The sequence below is a fragment of the Pseudomonas sp. GW821-FHT01C01 genome (assembly GCF_059422645.1).
Window position 1 is genome coordinate 82,773 of record NZ_JBWKXF010000001.1, and the last position, 20,341, is coordinate 103,113.

Annotated in this window: 12 protein-coding genes and 2 pseudogenes; 7 read left to right on the forward strand and 7 right to left on the reverse strand. The window is 56.1% G+C overall.

Going from position 1 to position 20,341, the window contains the following annotated elements:
- Nucleotides 1-7: 7 nt before the first annotated feature.
- The 3 genes and pseudogenes from AC07XF_RS00295 to AC07XF_RS00305 all read left to right on the forward strand — a co-directional run bounded on the left by AC07XF_RS00295 (nt 8) and on the right by AC07XF_RS00305 (nt 2,418).
- Complete coding sequence (locus AC07XF_RS00295; protein ID WP_322145164.1) at nt 8-994, forward strand: ATP-binding protein; 987 nt, start codon at nt 8-10, stop codon at nt 992-994.
- Nucleotides 994-1,404: pseudogene (locus AC07XF_RS00300) on the forward strand (TniQ family protein); the annotation flags it as partial. The gene AC07XF_RS00295 and the pseudogene AC07XF_RS00300, both read left to right, overlap by 1 nt.
- Nucleotides 1,405-1,446: 42 nt before the next feature.
- Nucleotides 1,447-2,418 carry a hypothetical protein gene (locus AC07XF_RS00305; protein ID WP_495025088.1) on the forward strand — a complete coding sequence of 324 codons (972 nt, stop codon included), beginning with the start codon at nt 1,447-1,449 and terminating at the stop codon, nt 2,416-2,418.
- A 19-nt stretch (nt 2,419-2,437) separates the two neighbouring features.
- Here the strand turns inward: AC07XF_RS00305 and AC07XF_RS00310 are convergent, their stop codons facing one another.
- The 4 genes from AC07XF_RS00310 to AC07XF_RS00325 all read right to left on the reverse strand — a co-directional run bounded on the left by AC07XF_RS00310 (nt 2,438) and on the right by AC07XF_RS00325 (nt 7,730).
- Nucleotides 2,438-3,667 (reverse strand): hypothetical protein, encoded by a 1,230-nt coding sequence (locus AC07XF_RS00310; protein ID WP_495024918.1) that lies wholly within the window; start codon nt 3,665-3,667, stop codon nt 2,438-2,440.
- A gap of 597 nt (nt 3,668-4,264) precedes the next feature.
- On the reverse strand, nt 4,265-5,098 hold the full coding sequence (locus tag AC07XF_RS00315) for an ATP F0F1 synthase synthase (RefSeq protein ID WP_495024919.1): 834 nt from the start codon (nt 5,096-5,098) through the stop codon (nt 4,265-4,267).
- Between the two features lie 4 nt (nt 5,099-5,102).
- Nucleotides 5,103-5,669, reverse strand: coding sequence for a KwaA family protein (locus AC07XF_RS00320; protein ID WP_495024920.1), 567 nt, complete (start codon nt 5,667-5,669; stop codon nt 5,103-5,105).
- A gap of 885 nt (nt 5,670-6,554) precedes the next feature.
- Complete coding sequence (locus AC07XF_RS00325; RefSeq protein WP_495024921.1) at nt 6,555-7,730, reverse strand: tyrosine-type recombinase/integrase; 1,176 nt, start codon at nt 7,728-7,730, stop codon at nt 6,555-6,557.
- A 78-nt stretch (nt 7,731-7,808) separates the two neighbouring features.
- Here AC07XF_RS00325 and AC07XF_RS00330 point away from each other — a divergent pair, with 78 nt between their 5' ends.
- Together AC07XF_RS00330 and AC07XF_RS00335 are read left to right on the forward strand one after the other, a co-directional pair.
- Nucleotides 7,809-8,678: a DNA-binding protein gene (locus tag AC07XF_RS00330; RefSeq protein WP_495024922.1), complete on the forward strand. Its 870-nt coding sequence runs from the start codon at nt 7,809-7,811 to the stop codon at nt 8,676-8,678.
- A gap of 499 nt (nt 8,679-9,177) precedes the next feature.
- Nucleotides 9,178-15,741 carry an ATP-binding protein gene (locus AC07XF_RS00335; RefSeq protein ID WP_495024923.1) on the forward strand — a complete coding sequence of 2,188 codons (6,564 nt, stop codon included), beginning with the start codon at nt 9,178-9,180 and terminating at the stop codon, nt 15,739-15,741.
- 428 nt (nt 15,742-16,169) lie between these two features.
- Here the strand turns inward: AC07XF_RS00335 and AC07XF_RS00340 are convergent, their stop codons facing one another.
- Together AC07XF_RS00340 and AC07XF_RS00345 are read right to left on the reverse strand one after the other, a co-directional pair.
- The gene (locus tag AC07XF_RS00340; RefSeq protein WP_495024924.1) at nt 16,170-18,215 is read right to left on the reverse strand and encodes a hypothetical protein; all 2,046 of its coding nucleotides are present in this window, start codon (nt 18,213-18,215) and stop codon (nt 16,170-16,172) included.
- Nucleotides 18,216-18,459: 244 nt separating this feature from the next.
- Nucleotides 18,460-18,669, reverse strand: coding sequence for a hypothetical protein (locus AC07XF_RS00345; protein ID WP_495024925.1), 210 nt, complete (start codon nt 18,667-18,669; stop codon nt 18,460-18,462).
- Between the two features lie 606 nt (nt 18,670-19,275).
- On the opposite strand from AC07XF_RS00345, the pseudogene AC07XF_RS00350 reads away from it, so the two are divergent.
- A pseudogene (locus AC07XF_RS00350) lies at nt 19,276-19,581 on the forward strand (ATP-binding cassette domain-containing protein); the annotation flags it as partial.
- A 151-nt stretch (nt 19,582-19,732) separates the two neighbouring features.
- Nucleotides 19,733-19,843 (forward strand): hypothetical protein, encoded by a 111-nt coding sequence (locus AC07XF_RS00355; RefSeq protein WP_495024926.1) that lies wholly within the window; start codon nt 19,733-19,735, stop codon nt 19,841-19,843.
- Between the two features lie 18 nt (nt 19,844-19,861).
- Here the strand turns inward: AC07XF_RS00355 and AC07XF_RS00360 are convergent, their stop codons facing one another.
- The gene (locus tag AC07XF_RS00360; RefSeq protein ID WP_495025080.1) at nt 19,862-20,251 is read right to left on the reverse strand and encodes a winged helix-turn-helix transcriptional regulator; all 390 of its coding nucleotides are present in this window, start codon (nt 20,249-20,251) and stop codon (nt 19,862-19,864) included.
- Nucleotides 20,252-20,341 lie beyond the last annotated feature (90 nt).

The window sequence follows — 20,341 nt, forward strand, 5'->3', positions numbered from 1 at the left end:
GCTGCAAATGGACATCCAGGATACCCGGCCTATCGAGGTTGAGCTCCACCCCGTTTGTAATCAGCGCTACTTAATACCGACTTTTTCAATCGGTGAGACCTACGCATTGGTGCTGAAGGCTATCCGGCGAAGAGACTCAGGTTTAGTTATCTGGGGGCATACTCGTTACGGTAAGACTTGGGCGATGCTTTATTGTCAGCAATGCCTGGTACAGGACTTTCCAGATTTTCCGGTGGTTATTTACAATGCAAAGCGTGAGGTGTCGGCCACAAAAGGTAATTTTTACAATTCACTGCTGGAAGTGGTCGGACACAAGCAATGGAATGACAACGTTAGCATTTCAAACAAACACCATCGGCTCGTGAATTTTATGGAACAAGCCGCGCTTAAGGATTCACGGCAAGTCTTTATTCTCTTTATGGATGAGGCTCAACGACTCCAGCAGCAACACTTTGACTGGATCAAAGACATCTACAATGATCTAAGGTTGAAAGGCGTGATCCTGCTGCCAATCCTGGTCGGGCAACAGCAGTTGCTGGATCAGAAAAAAGCATTCCTCAGGGCCGGTGTGGAAGGTGAAGCAATCGTCAATCGATTCATGCTATACGAGCATCCGTTCCGCGGCATCCGCGAGAAAGAAGATTTTGCGACCTGCCTTGGTTTTTTTGACAGCACCCCCTATCCGGCCAACTCCTCCTGGACGTTCACCAAATTCTTTGTGCCGCAAGCCTATGCCAACGGGTTTCGACTAGCGCATGTCAAGGACATCTTGTGGGATGCCTTTTGTGATGCCTATCAGGAGTTGAAGCTGAAAAGCAAGATGGAGATTCCTATGCAGTATTTCAGCAAGACCATAGAGATTATCTTGCGCGACAGTGTGGATCTGGATCAGCCGGGGTATACCATCACCAAGGAGTTCAGCTTGCGGTCTATCCGTGAGTCATGGTTTTTAGCCGCAACGCTCAATACTAAAGCTGCTGACCAGAACGCCTAATGATAATTGTCCCTGACACGAAGACGCTGAGCGTTGCTCCTCAGTACTGCCCGGTAGCTCCTCAGTACATGGCTTACGAATCTGCCTATTCTATTCTCAGTCGGTTTTCGCTCTACAACGTCATCCAAGGCGATGCTCTAGTTAGGATCTTCGCCCCACCAAAGAATCCGGCGGGCAGTAAGCGTAGCCGATGGCTAAACCTTGCTCATAGCGCTTCCGTTAATCCGGCGGCGCTTCAAGAGTGCTTTACCCTGAATGGTGCTCAGCGAGATTCTCTTTTTTTAGTCCCGTCGGCACTACCATTCAGTGATCACGTCGCGACCACGTTAAGAGTGTGCCAGGTATGCCTAGCGCGTGGTGTGCACTATTCCATCTTCCAGTACCTGCTCATCCAGCAGTGTCCGATCCATCAAGTGGAGTTGACCCAGGCCTGTCGGACCTGTGGTGGGGACATGGATTATTCACTGAACAGTAGGTTGTTCCATATGCCATACGGTTGCCATCATTGCGGTCGACTCCTGCGGCGCAAAGGGAGCAGCAGTGGAAGGTCGTACCTGAATAGATCTGGGCTCGATCGTTTGACTTTGGCGCATCGAATCTTTGAACGTGGCAGGGACCGGCAGATCTATTTTGATATCAGTCAGCCGACCAATGTCTATTTCGATAATGCTGTGCAATTTTCCTCTGCCACCCAGGATTTCGCAGTACATCAACGTGCGCTGTTCATAGAAGTTCAAAGCAGGGTTACAGCATGGCAGGGCAGGCCTGAGGCCTGCTTTTACAAGATAACCAACATCGGCCGTCGCGTACCGATTGAGGAGGCGCTGAACGACGAGGCTGTCGCCGCGCTTGTTTCAACGTTGAAATGTATCTTTCGACAGATGAGAAAACGCTTTCTGCCTGGCATCAGGTTGAGCCACCAACTGTTGGCTGGAATGTGGAGGAGCATTGAGGGGAGTGAAATCCCTCGACCAGGGTATCTCTTGGTAGGCTATCTTGACTGGCTATGCTTTTGGTATGGAGTGCAGGCGCCAGCGGACTTGTGCTCGAAAGCGAGGCCATGCGTTATCAGGAAACTCAGAGCATGGCTTGACTCCAAGCGGGTTCACGAGGTGTTTACGCTATTAAAAGGAAGGCACGAAAAGCAATGGCTGATATTGAAAATTCTGGCCCATGAAGTCATCTACTTTATGGTCAGGCAACTGCAAACATTATCCGCCGTTGCGCCCAGTGACTGCGCGACCCAATCAAGCCAGGTAACCTATCACCGCACAATCGGCCCTGCTGCATGGGCTGTGGTTGTGCTGGCTAATGAGGTAACGTGCACATTTAATTTTTCTGCTCGTTCCACATCAACTGAACTGGGTCGGTCGAGTATGAGTGCCGCAGAGCGGAGAGAGACGGTTGCGTCGCTGTCACATTAGCCAACGCTGCTTAAGGTGATTAGCGCTCACGCCAACCAACCCCGCGTATGTTGTCATTTTCTTCTTCGGTAATGAACACCCGACCGTTGCGCAGGTTGGAATTGTCCATCGCATTGGATATGCAGGAGGCGCCCGAACTTTCCGTTGCGGCCAAAGCCATTCTGGCGTTACGGATCGCGTCGTCCCAATCTACGTAAAAATAATGGTCCTCCAACTCTGTTGACGCTGCTTGCTTCAGCCCAGTCTCAACATCAAGCGAAAACTGGAGATTGACTACCTTTTTACGTTTTTCATGGAGTGTTCTTACTACCGTGAGTTCACTGACAAAATCTTCCGGAAAGGGATCTGCGCCTTGACAGTAAAGGTCGATAGCCGGAGCGCAGTTCACGCTTCTCACCATCAGCGCAAAGCGGTAGCGGCGCTCCAATACGACGTCTATCTCATGAGCGTCCATCGCGAACTCGACCTGAGCATCCCCCATGCTGAACAGGTGCGGATGCATACCGTTATACTCTAACAGGTGATGATGCCGACCGAGCAACACCTGCAGGAGCATTGCAGTATCCTCAGTCAGGCGGGCCTTTTTATTGTTGTCGAATTGGAAGTGCCAGTCATCGACGCTTTCGCAAATCAGATCAGCACATTGTGTTCTCGCGAGGTCATAGGTGGTACATCCCGTTTCGTTCATCAAGCGAATCATCGCTAGATCTCTCACCCAGTGGTCCAAGCCCCGGCATGTGTCACTTACCAGTTCCAGACATTCGCGTGAGTGCAGTTTTGAGTGCGCCGTGAGCTCTGTGGTATGGACAAAGCTCTTGGCTTGACGGTAGAGCTTTTTCATCTGGCAACGCAGGGGGTCCAGATTTTTGCCGAAGCGATGTTCCTGCCAGTTCATAGCGGCGGCGATTCTAGAAGCGGCCTGGCGATTGCTCAGTCGACCCAAGCCCTTCAGTTCACGATTGATGAGCAAATCATCGAGGTATACTGGCAGGTAGTAATTCCTGGGTTCTGTCGGCTCTGCCGGTCCTGGGTACAAACTGATATGCGAAAGATAAAAATAAACATATGCCTCTAACGGCAGCAGGTTACTACTGAGCGATTTGTACCGAGTGTGGCGCAACCATAAGTCGAAATGCTGAAGATAGCGCGCCACCTTACGCTGTCTGCGCAGTGGTACGGTGTGCAGCAGAAAATCGGAGATTTCCTGACCCAGACTGGGAATGAAGTAGAGTGTTTGCAGTGGTGTCATGGGCTGCTCCAGCTAGCAATCATCAACAACGGATCGTGTAGTGGGCTTTAAGTTGCGCAGATTCGCGCCTCGCTGATCAAGCGAAGCGTCTTGATGCAGGGGCTCCTGGAGCAGGGCGCTGATAATCGGTCATGTCCACTGGCCTGTTGTCGCGGTCCAGGAGTAACCCCCTTTGCATCCACGGCTTGGAATAGCATCCCAGGATCTGCTGTACCTGCACACTACTCAGGGGTGGCATCTAGCAACGGCCCTGGTTATTGAGTACGCTGATGCTCATAGTAGGCCCATCTTCGCTGCACCTGACGGAGCTCAACTTCCAGCTTAGCAAACACAGTGGCGACCATTGACTGAATAGGTCGCGCAACGTGCAAGTGGCCCGCTTATCACATCATCTCCAAGCGATGAGCAGCGGTGCATCGGTACATTCGTCGGCTATGCCTGTTCGTTCTTAATACGCTTTCACGGGCAGTTGCCGTAAGACTGAGAATCCGTTTCGCTCTTCTCCTTGGAGCGTCCACTGTCCCGTAGGCGAAGGTGTGGGGGAAAACGGTGGTCTTCAGTATCGCCTGATCAGATGCATGCATCGTCTCGGCCCCATCAGCCAAGGGCCTGAACTGAGTTGGCCAGTCGCTTCTCTTGACCGAATTGGGTGGTATAAAACCGTTGTTCAATGCCATAAATCAGCAACTTCAGTTCGTTGTCCGTCGAGATTTTGAACTGGCCACTGTTGACATCAAAGACAAGTTGCTGACCGCAGTAGCCATCAATGTAGGTCAGCATTCCCGCTTTGTCTTGTTCGGGTAACGCTTCTAACGTTGCCATCGCCAAGGCAATGCGCTTGCGATTCGGTTTGGAAACCTTTTCCGCTGCAAAATCGTTGGACAGGGTAATGAAAGGCTTTTCAAGAAACTGCTCAACTTCTTCTTGCGTTGCCTCTTTGTACAGTTCATCGATCCCTGGAAAAATGCTGGAAATGGTGGCCAAATTTCTGAAGATGAGAGTGTCAGAAGCTCTGAGGTAGACTGCATCCGGCTGGGCATTAATCACTAAGCGACTCTGGGATTCCTCAATCTCCGCAACCTCGCCGAAGACCACGGTCTTCCGTTTGAGAAAAAGTGAAGGCGTGACTTTCTGAAAGTAGAAGTCTTCCCCTTGACTCGCCACTATGTAGGAGATGTCATTGAACAGCCGTTTGGCCAAGTCGTCATATTCTTTGGCATCAAAGTCGCCTTTCACCATCTCGACACAAAACGCTTGGGCGGAGAACTCCTCAACTTTGAACCAGGAATCCTCGTCCAGATTGTGATCAGGGTTGTAGTCCACACAAGCGGCGGGATCGATACCCAGGTCGTTGAAAAGCGTGTAATCAGAAATCAACTTGAAGAATGGTTTTCTTCTGAGTTTTTTCACCTTCACCAGTACATAATCCATATGCTCAGCCTTTTTCTATGAACGTATAGTCATTGATTCGATAAGCCTTTTCGATCACCACGTCAGCCGGCAACTTATACCTAGTTCGTGAAATCAGGAAAATTGACGCGCGCGCCGTGGTGGTGATGTTGTAGAACTCATAGCCGTATAATAAAAATAGCGGGTTAAAATACAGCGCTTGTGACCGGTAGGTAAAAACAAACAGGACGCCGTATACAAAAAGCAGGGTTTCCCAATTCGGAACGCTGAGCGCCACGAAGAAATAACCTAGGTAACTCGGCAAAAAACTGTTGTTGGCATGATCAATCGAGTCAACTTGGCCTGGTTTGAACTCATCCTTGCCCAGCGAAGAGCTGAGCACCAAGCTCAAGCCGGTGAGCAATACGGGGGCGCAGAAATAGAGGGCGTACGACACGAAATTGGGAAGCGCAACAACAAGGGCATGCTCAGGAAAAAAATACCCCAGCACGTAACCCTTCTGAACTAAAAATACGATCACCAGGAGAGACGTCGCATTGAAGGTCAACAACAACCGGAAAGGAACGTTGAGGTCGAATTTCGGCCATTCCATGGCATCTCCGGTGCGTGACGCCGACTGTGGATGTCGACAGTTGCGAGATAGGATTTTGGACGGTATCAAATAGCCATGCCCCACGTCCACAACGAATACGTCACCGAGTGCGACAGGGCGCCTCATAAATGCGCCGGTCCAGCGAGAGGCAATACGGTTTCTGGCGAACAGAGCTCATTCTGGCACTGGGGCGTTGGCGGGACTACCCCAGTCGTGCAGGGGGTGCCACCTACGGAACGCGCTAAGCATTGGATGGTGCGCTGTAAATTGGTGTCCCAGGGTTGGTCTTTACCAGACGGAGACTAATGCGCCATATGGCCGAGATAGTCGGCGCTCTAAAACCTAGCAGGAACGTCAGCATCAGATAGTAAATCGCCAAGGCACTGCCCCCGATCATCCTAGTGCCGACGTTACTCGAGAATCTTCCGCTACAGAGCTTCCTGCTCCACCGTGAAGCCTGCAACCAGTACAGCCTCGCTCCTATCGCTCCAAACAGCCAGTTCAGCGAAATGCTACATTCTATTTTCCAGTTCCTCCCAGACGAAATCACCGGTCTGGACCATTCCTACCATTTGCAAAAAAAGACATGGTTATTCACGACCGCGATGCCATGGGCTATCTCTAGTATTTCTACGAGGATCACGAGGGTACCGCGATCAATGCGCTGAAGCGATTCTTCCTCTCAGTGTTTGCCTGCGTCGAACGCTACCTGAGCCGTGGCTCTGCCGGCGAATTAGTTGGTGCCGCGAGCGGCCTCCCACCGCAGCACTCCCAGCAGGAACATTTCGCAATTGACTTGCTCCCTATGTAACTGCAGGTATACGCAGCACTTGCCTACGTGGCTTTATCTCTCCAACAGACCTATCGATCAGCGCCGCAACCACCTCAGTCTCCAGCGTTCGTCATGGTTGATGCGCAGAAGGCGTTCGTCCCCTTTGACCCGGCTGCTGGTTCTGACGCAGATTCGCTCGCGACCGGTGTCGGTCCGAGGAGTTGACTGGCTCGACTGTCGAGCAGGCCGCCTGCCTGAAAGTAGCCCATCACCGTGGTCACGCTGCGGTGTTCGGTCATGGCCATCACTTCGCCCAACGGCACGCCCTGGCGGCCTGCTTCGGTGACGAAACCCGAACGCAAGCTGTGTGCCGCCCAGTCCCCGTCTAGCCCCGCGAGCTTGGCACGACGCTGAACGATACGCGCCACCTGGTCCGCCGACAGTCCCGCGCGACCCACGGTGTTGCCTTTATATAGGCGACGAAACAGCGGGCCGGATTCGGCCGGTGCTGCCGCCAGCCAGGCGGCCAGCGCGGCTGCGGCCGGGCCGCGCAGCGGCTTCTCGCGACGCACGCCGCCAGTGTCGGTTTTGGTCGTGCCCAAGGCATACAGCCAAGTGTCGGCATCCAGTTGGCGCACATCACCGACTTGCAGGCCGACCACTTCCGAACGCCGGCGACCGCCACCGCTCCAGGCCAACAGCAACAGGGCGCGATCCCGCACGCCGCGCAGACCGTCGGTGCAGGTGGCGAGCAGCGCTTGCAATGGCTCGAGCACGATCGCGGTTTTCTTGCGCACGTTCACGCCCTGGCGCGACTGGGCTTTGCGCGCCTCGCGTAACAGGGTCTTCAGCGCCGGTGCCTCGGTCGGACTGTCCCACTCGTTGAGCCGGTGCCATTTACCGAGTACCGAAAGGCGGTGACTGACCGTGTTGAACGCCAGCGGCCCCGGCTTGCTCTTGATCCCGGCGCTGACCAGTGCCGCGTCGATGCCGGGCGGCAATAGATGGACCCAGCCGCCGTCGGCCAGCGGCCGCGCCAGGTGATCCAGCACGAACTGCACGGCCACCGTGGTCGGCAGGGGCGCATCGCCCAGTGCCTGGCCGTAACGCAGCTGCAGCCAGGCCGACCAGTAGGCGAGGGCACTACGGTAGCTGCGCACGGTGTTGGCTGCCGTACCGGCGGCGATAAAGGCCGCCGCGGCGTCCTGGGCGTTTACGGCCAGGACATGCAGGTCCAACGGGGTGTCTTCGACCAAGGCCAACTGATCTGTAAGATCTATTACATTCAACGTATGATAATTCCATTAATCAGCAAATAACGTCGGATAATCTTTCATTATCAGACCTAATATAGCCGGAGATGAGCCATGGCAGTAGGGGTACCGGAACACGAGGTGTTTGCCGCTGCGGATACGGTATTGGCCCGCGGCGAACGGCCGACCGTCGAGCGCGTGCGCCTGGAATTGGGTCGCGGTAGCCCGGCGCGGGTTGGCGGCCTGCTCGATCAATGGTGGGCGCGCCTGGCCGAGCGCCTGAGCGGCGAGACCCGCCTGCCGGCACTCCCGGGGGAGGTTTCGCAAGCCTTTGTCGCGGCGTGGCAGCAGGCGATTCACCTGGCCCAAGGCGTGGCCGAGCAGGCCTTGGCTGAGCAGCGTCAGGTACTGGCTGCCGAGCGCGAACGAGTGGCGGCGGTCGAGGGCCTGGCGCGTCAGGATGCGGCGCAATTTCGCCAGCAGGCAGCGGAGGCGGTGGCCGGGCGGCAGGCGGTCGAGTCGCGCCTGGCTGATTTGGAATTGTTGCTGTCCCAGCGTCAGACGCAGATCGAGGATCTGCAGCAGCAGCGTGAAGGTTTGCTGCACGAGCGCCGTGAAGCCCAGCAGCACAACCTGACGTTACAGCAGGAGCTGCAGGCGCTGCGGCTCAAGGCCGAGCAGGAACGCGTCGCGCAGGAAGTCTACGTACGCGGAGTCGAGGATCGTGCGCACCGAGAGGTCGACCGCGCCCGAGAGGAGGGCAAGGCGATGTCGACCCAGTTCAAAGAGGTCGGGCGGCACGTCGATCAGTTGCAACGGCGGTTGGAGTCGATTCAAAACGAGCTCAGCCAAACCCAGCAACGTGCCGCAGTGCAGCAGGCCCGTGCTGACACGCTGGAGCAGCAACTAACGCAGGGACGTCAGGCTCCCGCAACCAAGCGTAAGCCACGGCCCCAAAAATCTGCAGCGTTGAAGACTCCTTAAATGTGATGGAGGAATCCATGGCCGATGCGGTGCCAAGAGCAAAGTCAGGTACACACCTCCCGATAAAGGCTACAGAGTGTTCGTCGGTGCAGGCATTCTGATCCCTTTTGGCGTAAGGCCGCTTTCGATACAGAGTGTGTAAAAACGCTTTTGGGCCTCGTCTTGAAGCGACGGTCGTTGGTTGAGCGATTGTACGGTTAATGCCGTGAGTACCATCGGTAGCGACCAAAAGCAAGTCAAAGCCAACGCTTTAACGGGGCAATATTTGTTCCCGAAGGACTAGCTTCAACTTTTGGTGAGCGCCTCCCGATAATAATCACATCCATGGGGACAATGGGCGCAGTATCTGACCGTTTCCAGATGCGGTGATTGTGCAAAATCAAAAGCGGCCAGACTGGCGCGCGATGAAACAGGCAACAAGGGGCTTAGTCGATCGCTCTAGCGGCCGATAATCGGCAAAATCCAGCCGCTCGGCTGACAGCCGGTGTTAACTTCACGCATGGTCGCCTGTTCGGCACTGTTCATCAAAATGGGCGAAGGAATGAGTTCTAAGGAAATGACCGGCGAGGAAAAGGGTGGCGCTTTCGGGGCGGGTAAAGGCATAGATAAGGTGCGCGCCTCGAAAGCAGGGCATGCCTTCCATGAGGCCTGGGCGGCACGTATGGCATTAGAGTTACTGTTGCCCCGAACCGACCTAGCGTCAATTACCTTAGAAGGCTTTGAGGAGGTCGATGAAGCCGGCCTGGATAGTGGCGCCGTCGAAATTGCCGATCTGGTCCGCTATTACGGCCATGCGGAGGTGGCGCATGCCTCTCGTGTGGACATCATCCAATTCAAATATTCAATTGCCAGTGCCGAGGTTGCTGTTCGCGCAGCAGTGCTAGCAAAGACACTCACGAAATTTGCACAGACCGATGTTGAATTACAAACACGCCATGGCCAGGCGCATGTCGAGCAGGTCGTTCATTACGATTTTGTGACTAACCGACCGATTCATCCCCTCCTGATCGAAGCACTGCGCGCGACGATCATAGGTGAGAAAAGAACCGGTGACGTTGGTCGGCAACAAACGCAATTGGCCGATGCACTTCACGACTACCCGCACGACCACCGATGCCTGCTCAAACGCCTCTCGCTGTCGGGTGCTCGTGGCTCTTTGCGTGAGGCTGAGCGTGCTGCTGGCCAAATCTTGGCATCGTGGAGTGCGACCAGTGATCCACAAGCCGAAACCCGCTTGCTCAAACTGCGCAGTCTTGTACGCAGCAAGGCATCGGACTTGGACGGCGACAAACGGATTAATCGCGTCGCCGTACTGGCAGAACTCGGTATCGCCCACGAAGAACAGCTCTACCCGACAGAGGACGCTTTTCCGCCGGTGGTCACGGTTATCGCGCGCCCCATTCTCCAGGACGCCTTGACCCTGATCCGAGAACCTGGTCTGCCTCTGGTGATCCACGGCTCCGGTGGCATGGGCAAAACTGTGCTCATGCAAAGCCTCGCCGACGCCTTGGGTGAGCGCGACCATGTGGTGGTGTTCGACGGTTTTGGTGCCGGTCGCTGGCGAGACCCTGCGGATGGTCGGCATCGATCGGAGAAAACGCTGGTTCACTTAGCCAACTTGTTGGCCGGTCACGGCCTGTGCGACATCCTTTTACCCACAGTCGAACCCGTAAGCCTGCTGCGCGCCTTTCGACAGCGCTTGATACAAGCGGTCACGACACTGCGTCAGGTCTCGCACGATGCCAACGTGGTGATTTTGCTTGATGCTATCGATCACTCCGCGATGGCTGCCAAGGAGACCCATTCCCACTCGTTTGCACATGCCTTACTGCGTAGCCTGGCGGTCGAACCTATTGCGGGAGTGAACATAGTCTCCTCCTGTCGCAGTGAGCGCCTCGAGATTGCTGTGGGGGCGACTGAACATCGCACGTTGGCGGTTCCCGCTCTTTCCACTGACGAGTCTCGGCGATTGATCTTGGCCCGTGTGCCGGGTGCCTCCGCGGTAGAAATTGTGGCACTAGTAGGACGCTCCGGTGGTAATGCGAGGTGCTTGGACACACTTCTAAGCGGAGGGCGCCCGTTCGACCTGCCTGTCAGTCTGGAGGAGCGAACCGCTACACCTGGCGAGCGTCTCGATCAGATGTTGCGTCAGCGAATTGAGGCCGCCCGGGCACAGGCGCGTTCCAAGGGCGCACTGGACAATGAGATCAACTTGCTTTTGTCCGGTCTGGCATTACTGCCACCGCCGGTGCCCATCGAGGAGTTGGCTTGTGCCTGCGGCATGCCTTCGGCGCAGGCGGAAAGCTTTGCGGCCGATTTGGCCCCACTGCTTGAGCGCACCCGCCACGGTTTGATGTTCCGCGATGAGCCCACCGAGGATGTGATTCGTCGCACCCACTCCGTCGACATGACTGCCCGTACCACAATTGTCACGGCACTCTTCGCCAGGCAGGTTGCCTCGAACTATGCGGCGCGCGCACTACCTGCCTTGCTCACCAACTTGGGTGAGGCGGACTCGTTGATCGCGCTGGCCTTTGATGAGCGCGTGCCCTTGGCGGCCACTCAAGTCAGCATCCGCGACATTCGCCTGGCGCGGATCAGCGCCGCCATCGCGCTATGTGTGGTGCAGAAGCGCCGTGAAGACCTGATCAAACTGTTGCTCGAAGCGTCGGTTGTCGCTGCAGGCCACGAGCGAGCCGACCGGTTCCTTTATGAATATCCCGACCTCACTGCCATCGCCGATGATGCCGAGGCGCTACGTCGATTGTTCTCGACTCAAGTCGGTTGGCCGGGCGGACGGCATGCGGCTATAGCCCTGGCCTATGCGTTTGGTGGCGATTTTAATGAGGCACGTCGTCATGCGCGCCGTGCAATCGAATGGCACGATCTAGCCCGGGATGGGGGTGAAAATGAAGTGTTTGAGCCGGGTAAGGCTTCGACCCGCTTGGACGAAATCGGTTTTGCCTATGTCGAAGCACTGGCGGGCAATGATGTTCGCGTGGCTAATTTCTTTGCTCGGCAAAAGCCCGAGACCGCGTTCGGTGCATTTTGTACTTTATTCGACCTGTTCGAACGTCATCTGCACACTAATAATCCACCCAGTGAGCGCCTTCGGCGGCGCCTGCAACGCTGCCGACTGGCGTCGCCTGGTCTGTGGGCTGCCGCTTTGCAGTACTCTCAGCGCGACTCGGCGCAAGACCGCCAATTCATTCGACGCCTTGCGGCTGCCTGTGAGCAGCAACCGTCAGTCCCGCTCGCACTCTGTTTGCCCGGCGCCGCTCAGGCGATTGCGTTGGCGTGTCCCGGGGAGGCGAAAGCAATTCTGGCCAGCACGAAGTCGGCACGCCCTCATTTATATAGTTTCGGTCGATGGGGCGGTGATGAACAGCCTGAGTTGTTAGTTGTCCAGGCCGGGTTGACAGCCGCCGTGCACGCAAAGCCAGTCACACTGATGCAACTCGTCCCGAATGAGCTGTTGCTCCTGGTACCCCGCAGTCTGCATACACGGGGAGCGGCCACCTTCGAGCGAGCGCTGCGCCAACGTCTGGAGGAAGCAACCAACGACGGCAAACGTCGACGCAAAAACAAGCTCGACTATCGGCGCCGCACAGAATATCGCAACACGCTGCAACATCGAGTTGAACCGTTATTGCCCTATGCCCAGGTGATTGCTGACTTGGTGCGGGCTGCCGATGCACCGTCCGCGCGGCGGTTACTCTGTCAGGCTCTGGCGCAATTGGCGCAAGACGTTGAAAAGTCCTCGGAGTATCCCTTCACTGATGGTAAGGCCTATCGCGCCAGAGTCGGCTTTAAGGCGCTGTTTCAGGTGGCCGACGCCCTTGGGGTGATCGACGCTGAGGTGGCCTCACTCATGGTCACCTGGCTCACTGATGCGCCGGGCTTCTACATACCGCAACTGACGGGGGTCATCGAGCGCTTCTCGCGCGAGGCGACCTGTCATGACTCTGCGCTCGACTTGGCAAAAGAGGTGGAACGCCGAATTCTACTGGAGACAGAGATAGGTGCGCGGATTAGTGCTTATGGTGAGTTAGCCCGAGCGGTCTGGCGCATTGCACCGGAAGAGGCGGCCGTGTACTTCCGACGTCCCCTTGACTTGGCCGAAGCCGTTGGCTCAGAAGATTTTGATCGCACCAATTTCCTGCTGGAGCTCACCGGGCATTACCAAGGGCAAGAGTTAACAGCAGAGGCGGGGCATACGCTTGCACGCATCTTTGAGCTCAATCAGAACGATGATGCCAAGTTCCCTTGGTCCGAATACGCCAAAGCCATGGTGCCCATCGCTGGCCTGAGCACGCTGGCGGTGATCGCCCGACTCGATGACCGGGACAACGCTGCGCTGGGTCTGTCGCTGGGCCCGAGTCTGACCCAGCTACTGCGCCACGGCAAAGTCAGTGGCGACATCGCGACGAGCCTGATTGGTCTGGCGGCGCCGATAGAAAGTTGGACTTGGTCTCTTGGGCAGTTTGCTGAGCTTGCACTGGCTTCGTTGCCCGCTCAGCACCACGAATGGTTCTTTGAACAATTGTTGATTGAACTCGATCGCAATGACCAATTGTCGCCACCGCGATCTCACCTCGAGGCATGGAATCGGCTGGCCGCCGAATATTTGCCCAACACCTCGCCCTCTCGTATGCGTCTTGCGGCACTCCTAAAGCGCTTGCGCTTGGAGCCCACGACCTCACCAAGTGAGCCACGGCCAAACCCGTCGGCGAACGTGGCGATCGATCTGGCCGACCCAGTTGCTATCGATCGCATGATACTCGAGCAGGAACCTGTCAACGGTCATCGCTGGCCGTTGGGGACGTTACGCGACCTTGCGCATCTGGCAGGCCAGGAACCCCCGGCCCGGCGCTTGGCCTTCGTACAGGCCGTGGTGACCAGCGGTGTCGCCAGTCTGAGCGACAAGATCTGGGCTTTAGACAAATTTTTACCCATCTGGGGCGCCCGTTCGCCGGCCATGGATCTGGCCTTGCCAGAACTCGGACTGAGGTTGGCGCGTCAGCACGCTGAGGATCTGCTGCAATCGGAGAGCCGGCGTTCAGCAGGCTGGGACGGGTTATTGAAATATTTCCACAGTGATCGCGCAGGGCTTGTCGATGCCGTGCTGGAGGGACTGGGGTCGTCCGTCGCTGAAGTGTCGGGAGATGCCTGGCTGGGATTGGCGGCAAAATTGGCCCCTGGTGTTCGGGATGCTGCTCTGGCAGAAGGACTCACACGTTTGCTGAAGCTGGCTGCAGTCACTCTGCCAGGGGAGATCGGTGATGGCCCGTGGACCCCTGAGCTGGCGTTGGTATTGAACCCAGAAGGGGTCACGGCTGGATTGATTTGGGCTCGTTTGGGGCACTCGCATGCGCCCATGCGCTGGCGTGCAGTGCACGCAGTATCGCGCTTGGCGGCGGTTAAGCGATTTGATGTCATCGCCCATTTAATTCAGCGCTTCACCGATTCTGGCATCGGCCCTTTTGGTGATGCCAAGCTGCCGGCCTACCCAATGCATGCCCAACTATGGCTGTTGATTGCCTTGGCACGGATTGCCCTGGATCATCCACAACAACTCGTCGTGCACCTTCAGTTTTTCGAACAGGTGGCCTTTGCCGACAACTTTCCCCATGTCGTCATGCGTGCCTTTGCCATTGATACATTGCGCGTCTTGGCCGCCGTACTGGATCCGTCTGAACGAGACAAGCTGCTGCTGCGTCTGGACAACACGAACCGATCGCCTTTCCCTCAGGTCATGGCGCGCGAATTCCAGAAACGTCGCTATCTGCCTAAGCCGGACACGGCGCAACCAGGCCCGGAGGCTTTCCACCTCGACTACGACTTCACCAAGTACCATGTCGAGCGACTGTGTCGCGTATTCAGCTGCGCAGAATGGGAAACTGAAAGCCGCATGACGCATTGGGTGCACGGTTGGGATGCCAACGCCCACTCCATGTATGACGATCCCCGAGCGCGGCGTTCCTACGAGAATGATTGGTCGTCCGGCTCGATGCCGGAAGTCGATCGTTATGGCGGTTACCTGGGGTGGCATGCACTCATGTTGTGCGCGGGCGAGTTCTTGCAGACGCGCGAGGTAACCAGAGATGAATGGAGCGATGATGCCTGGGCCGATTTTCTTGAGCACTATCGTCTATCGTGCGCAAACGGTCAGTGGCTGGCTGAGCTCACTGATCTGTTCCCCGTCGATCTTCCCGACAGCGATGCCATACCGATGCCGGAGACGGATAATACCGCCAGCGAACGCGACGATCATGCGCTACTGCAGCCGATGCTGGGCATTTCTGAAGCCCAATTAACAAGCGAATCGTTACCGGTCAGTGGGCGTTGGTCAATTTCCACGGATTGCACGGTTTCGCTTTCTAGCGTGCTTGTTACGGTCGACGACCTTTCTGCGGTGGTGATGACGCTACTGACCGAGGGCAGGTTTTTCTGCTCTCTACCTGAAGATCCGGAGTCCGTCGAAAGTCATTTCGGGCGGAGCGGTCATGGGATTCGTACCTGGATAGATGGCGTGGCACGTACCGACTCGAACCTTGATCAGCATGACCCCTACGCGTTTATCAGCGCGCAGCGTCGTCCGGCACCCAGTGCCTGGGTGCGTGACCAATTGGCGTTGGTGGCTGACGATGTAGGAGGGCGCTGTTGGTCGAACAGTACTGGGGTTTGCTTCAGGACCGAAGCTTGGGGCGCGACTGGAGGGCGAGGGGAACACCGCTGGGAAGTCGGTGGCCATCGCATCAACGTGGATCGGTCATGCCTGCTGAGCCTGCTCAAATCCGAGGAGGTGAAATTGATCGGGGTACTCAAAATGCAGCGTTACCTTGCGGGACGTGCAGGAGGCACTGGCAACTTCTCCCACCGCTTACAGGTATTCACCGTTGATTCCAATGGCCGGGTCGAGCTGTTCAAACGTGCTAACAAATTTGCGCGGGAAGTGACGGCAGGGCTGGATAAAAAATACAGACACGATTTTCGCCACCGCTTCGAGGCCATTCGCGCGGCGTTGAAAGCCCGTCCAGGTTCGCGGGGTGTGCGCAAATAACGGCGCCAACTTTCAATACCATGCAGACTGTTTCACCTTCGGTGGAGCGAGTCTGCAATTGTGTGAGCGCTACCGCAGTCAGAGACTGCGGTAGCTGTCCCTTGAGGAATGGTCCGGCTGACAATTCGCCTAAACGAACAGTGCCCCTGATGTCAGCTCTTCGTCGAACGGACCATAGCTGCTGTCTCGCTTTAGTGTGCGAACGCGCCAAAGATAAAAGCTGCGCGTTGGCTGGACGGAACCACTTGGGACCTCGCGGTACGCCGTTCCGCGAGAGATGAGCGCAGTACCACAGTTGCCGCGGAGTTGATAGGGACGTGTCGGGCCCCAACCAGCATTCCAATAGACAAGTTCTGCAAGGGTGTTGTTGTTTCGTTTTGCCTCCAGCTGGCCACCTGAAGGGGCTATGTCGACCGATGCTGTTCCGCTTACGGTCGGCACGAAGAGACGTGATGGGTAAAGGTCGTGCTGGAGATAGCCAATCCGGTCAAAGTCGAGAAACCCGGCGAGTGGCCAACTTGCACTGTCTTCATCACGCAGTTCATCGAGAGGGACCCCCGAACGGAAGTTGTGGTGCTCAATGGGCCTATGGTCGATGAAGATAACTCCTGCTCGCTGTCCCAAAAGCTATCATGGTGAGTCGCCAGGTTTGCATCGGTGACGTTGCCGCAGTCGGCCTGCAGCCAGCGCACCATGGAGACCTCGAAGCAAAGTTCCGGCGACATGAAAACTGGTGAGCTAAATGCTATGAGTTCATCGCTTGGCTGCGCTTGCTCAACACTCGCGAGCAAGGTTCGTAACGCAGTCTCCGTCGCATTTGCATCACCGGCGAAGTCAAACCCTGAGGTCGGGTACCACTCGGGTCGGCGTGGACGGAGGAATGCCAGGGTTGGATGCACCGGCAATGCCAAGAGCGCGGCCTCTGCCATCAGTGGTGCCGGCATCTTCCAGATACATTTTCCAACATCAAGAGTACGCAGGTAGGCCGATATTGCCCGAAGGGCGGTTCGTGACGACAGCTGTCCGACAAATCCTCCCCCCATCGGCCGGGTGAAGTACCCGTCATCACCTTGGTAAGGGCCGTCCGAATCAGTCGCCTGAGTCAACGACCACTCGAAGGCCATTTGTCTCACAAAAGGCAACCTCAGCTGGCGCTCCAACTTCTGCATGCGGGTCCGAAACATACGGGGTAAATCGACGCCCTGCACACCCTCGAAATCTTGCGGGAGCTCGAACTCCGTTGGTAGCTGGACTAAATCCTCCGCCTTGTCTCCAACTGCGAAACGCATCTCTGCCATGAGTTGAGAGGCTAGCCAGGAAGGCTTGGGAAAGGCGCTAGCCAATTCTAGAGCGGGTGCATAGCCGTACCCTTGCGCGGCCATCCAGAAGATGCATAACAGCTCTACGATTTCCGCTTCGAGCTGGCACTCACGTAAGCGCTGGAGCAACGCTCTTTCCGTCGCTGCTTTATTCGTGGGTTCTGCCAAGCGTACCGCGAGCTCCTGCATAGCCCACCAACGCGTGGAGGTGGATGGCCAACCCAGGCGCGCAATGAGGATACGAAGATCATCGCTTTTACAGTCGCTCACGGTGGGAGCAAGAAGCTCTGCAGCCCACCGAGGAGTACTCAACGGAAGGGTTCGTGTATCCTCCAGGATGCAATTCACCATGACTTCGGCAAATTGCACCGCCTCCTCGGTCCGGTCTTGTCGCGCAAGAAAGTACACCATGACATCCTTCGGCGCGATGCGAGCCGGGACGGGCTCAGAGAACAGGCAGTAGGTTGATTCGATAGCAAACTCATCGCAACGCATCGGGTAATGCTTCGCGACTAAGTCCAGCCTATGACGTGTGATCTCAGGCTTTTCCATAAAGCCAAACCATGCGCCGCTCACAATTTGCCCTTGAACCAAGTATTTCCAGGCTGCCCGTAAACCACTCAGCTTACGTCGAGTCTGAAACGCGAGGTCAAGCAGCATATGAAGGTCCCGTCGCCCACCGCTTCCCGATAATAACGGCTCCTCAAGCACGGCCAGCAGCCGCCGACCATGCCCCTGATATTCCCAATGCCGGTACCAGGCGCGAAGAAGCTCCGAACGCTCGTCGTAATGCTGCGATAGGCTCGCCAGCAGGGCATCCAACTGCTCCGGCTCAAAAGCGGTGACGTCGCCGGCATAGGGGCTGTCATCGCGGCCGGTACTGGCGTGCTCCTCCCGGCGAATGACTCCCGTCACCGTCCCAGCGTGGTCACTCAGTATGCGCAGAAGGTCAGTGGCGTACGGTGTTCCGGACCGAGAGAGCTGTTGAAGGCCATCCTGAACATCGTGATGTAGCCCTGTTCGCATCAGCGCGTCGAGAGGCCAAGCTTCCTTTGCTCCTTGTTCAGCATAGGCAAGTAAACTGTTCTCGGCTTGCCACCAATCGCCTGTATGCGTGTGCTCCTCGTACTTGGCTACGTTGGTTGGACATGCCATTGAACGACCAGGGATCCGATCGACTGTCACCCTGACGACACTCAAAGATAGGCGAAGCAGCCGCCTCGCATTGAGTTGGGAAAAAATATTGCTCCAAACGCTGGAGGAACTGGTCACCATCGGCGCTTGGAAGGATGCCACTCATTGGCTTGCTGGTGAAGACCGGCCATGAGCTAATAAAGCGCACAGACGATCAGGCATTTGCGTAGTGGGTGAACGAAATCTGTCATTCGGCGCAAACGAGTCAATCCGGCGTCATCAGCACCGCAAGCGTCATATTGATGAACTCTTCGTTCTTGCTGACTATGTCCAAAGCCCCACGAATGTTGCCGGCAACCTCCGCTGATCCGCGCTGCTCGACCCACAGTGTCAGCTCCATGATCGCGGCTTCGAGGGCAAGCTGGTTTTGATTGACTTTGAACAGTAGGGAAGGGAGCAGGTCTGCGTCCGACATTGTGATTCCTCCGTGGAAGAGGTCAGCGTAGCAGGCGGGTGCTATTCCCGTTCAAGCTGCCTTGCGTCTGAGGTCACCGCTTCCATTATTGAAACCAGATCTTCAAGCAGCTCCGCATAGTAGCGAGTGAGATACCGCACCGGCTCAGTAGGTGCTACTCGGTGCAACAGCAGGCACTTCTAACTGCCTCGGATGCTCAGCATTCAATGTCGAGCAAACAGCGTCTGCCCCTCTCCTGACCTTGAAGACACCATGCTTGCTAGCTGAGCCACCCTCTACAAGATCAACGACCCTGTATCGCTTGCTACCATCGTCCAGTGTGGTGGTCTCAATCACTCTGAATCTTGCTTGCATGGTTGCTTTCCCTGCATGAGCTTGGTGTCCTACAAGTACCGGCAAAAGGAGACGATTTCAAGAACGGGACGGGCTTCAGCTGAGACAATTTATGACAGTGCAATGAGCTCGTCTTTGCAGGGAGGCCGGATCAGCAGTAGGTGGCGTGCCGATGCATTTTTCTTAAAGTCGCTGCTTCGGGCTGTCGGGCCCGGCTGAGCCAGCTTGAATGACTTCGAAGCTTTCACGATTAACGCACTGACTAGCGACGGTAGTGTGTCCGGTGGTGAGCAGCAGATGCTGGCTATTTCCCGTGCACTGATGGGCAAACCCAAGTTGCTCCTGCTCGATGAACCCTCCATGGGGCTCGCGCCGATCATCGTGCAAAAAATATTCGAGACCATTCGAGAAGTTGTGAGGGGAGGTGTCACGCTTTTGCTGGTGGAGCAGAATGCCAAGCTCGCGCTTCAGACCTGTCAGCGCGCTTATGTGATCAATGGCGGTCGCATTGCACTCAAAGGTCAAGCGGATGAGTTGCTGCACAACGAACAGGCGCAGAAAGCCTACCTCGGCGAGTAATTGGCACGCCTGCCGAAAAGTTGTTTTCCATTGAATAAGGACGATGTGGCCTGTGTCGCGCGGTTTCTGGCCGCACCGGCCTATCGCCGGATAAAACTCACGGCAAGGAGGAGGGACGGGCACAAACGGGCAGTCACTGACCGACGGAATTGTGGTCGATCTTTCGCGACATATGGACAAGATCCTGCAAATCGACCCGCGAAACTGGCGTGCCTGGGTCCCGGCGGGCGTTGTCAAAAAGACCAGCTCAATACGGCGCTGAAGCCCTGTGGGTTATTGTCTATAGTGGATCGGCAGATTCTGGGCGCTGTCTGAGCGCCTCACGGCGTTTGAAAGCCCAATCTATAAGTTCGGCCATCGAGGGTGCCAAGCCAGTACCCATTTCGGTAAGTGCATATTCTACCTTAGGCGGCACTTGTGGATAAACCGTGCGGCTGACGATGCCATCCCTCTCTAGCTGCTTGAGTTGCTGGATAAGCATCTTTTGATTGACGCCTTCGACTCGTCGTTCCAACTCAGAAAAGCGCAGAGGTCCTTTCGCTCCGAAAAGTTGACAGATGATGACGATCTTCCACTTTCCTTCAATAACTTGCAGGGCTTCTCTTGTCGCAGCTGCCCAGGCGAGTTGTTGCTTGGGATCTTCGCATTTCCAATCTCTCTGAGTTGCCATACTTACCTCTGAGTGGGTTACCAACAAAATAGTCGGTTCTTGTCTAATAATCAGCTTCATCATACTTTGACAGGACCTTTTATCGGAGGC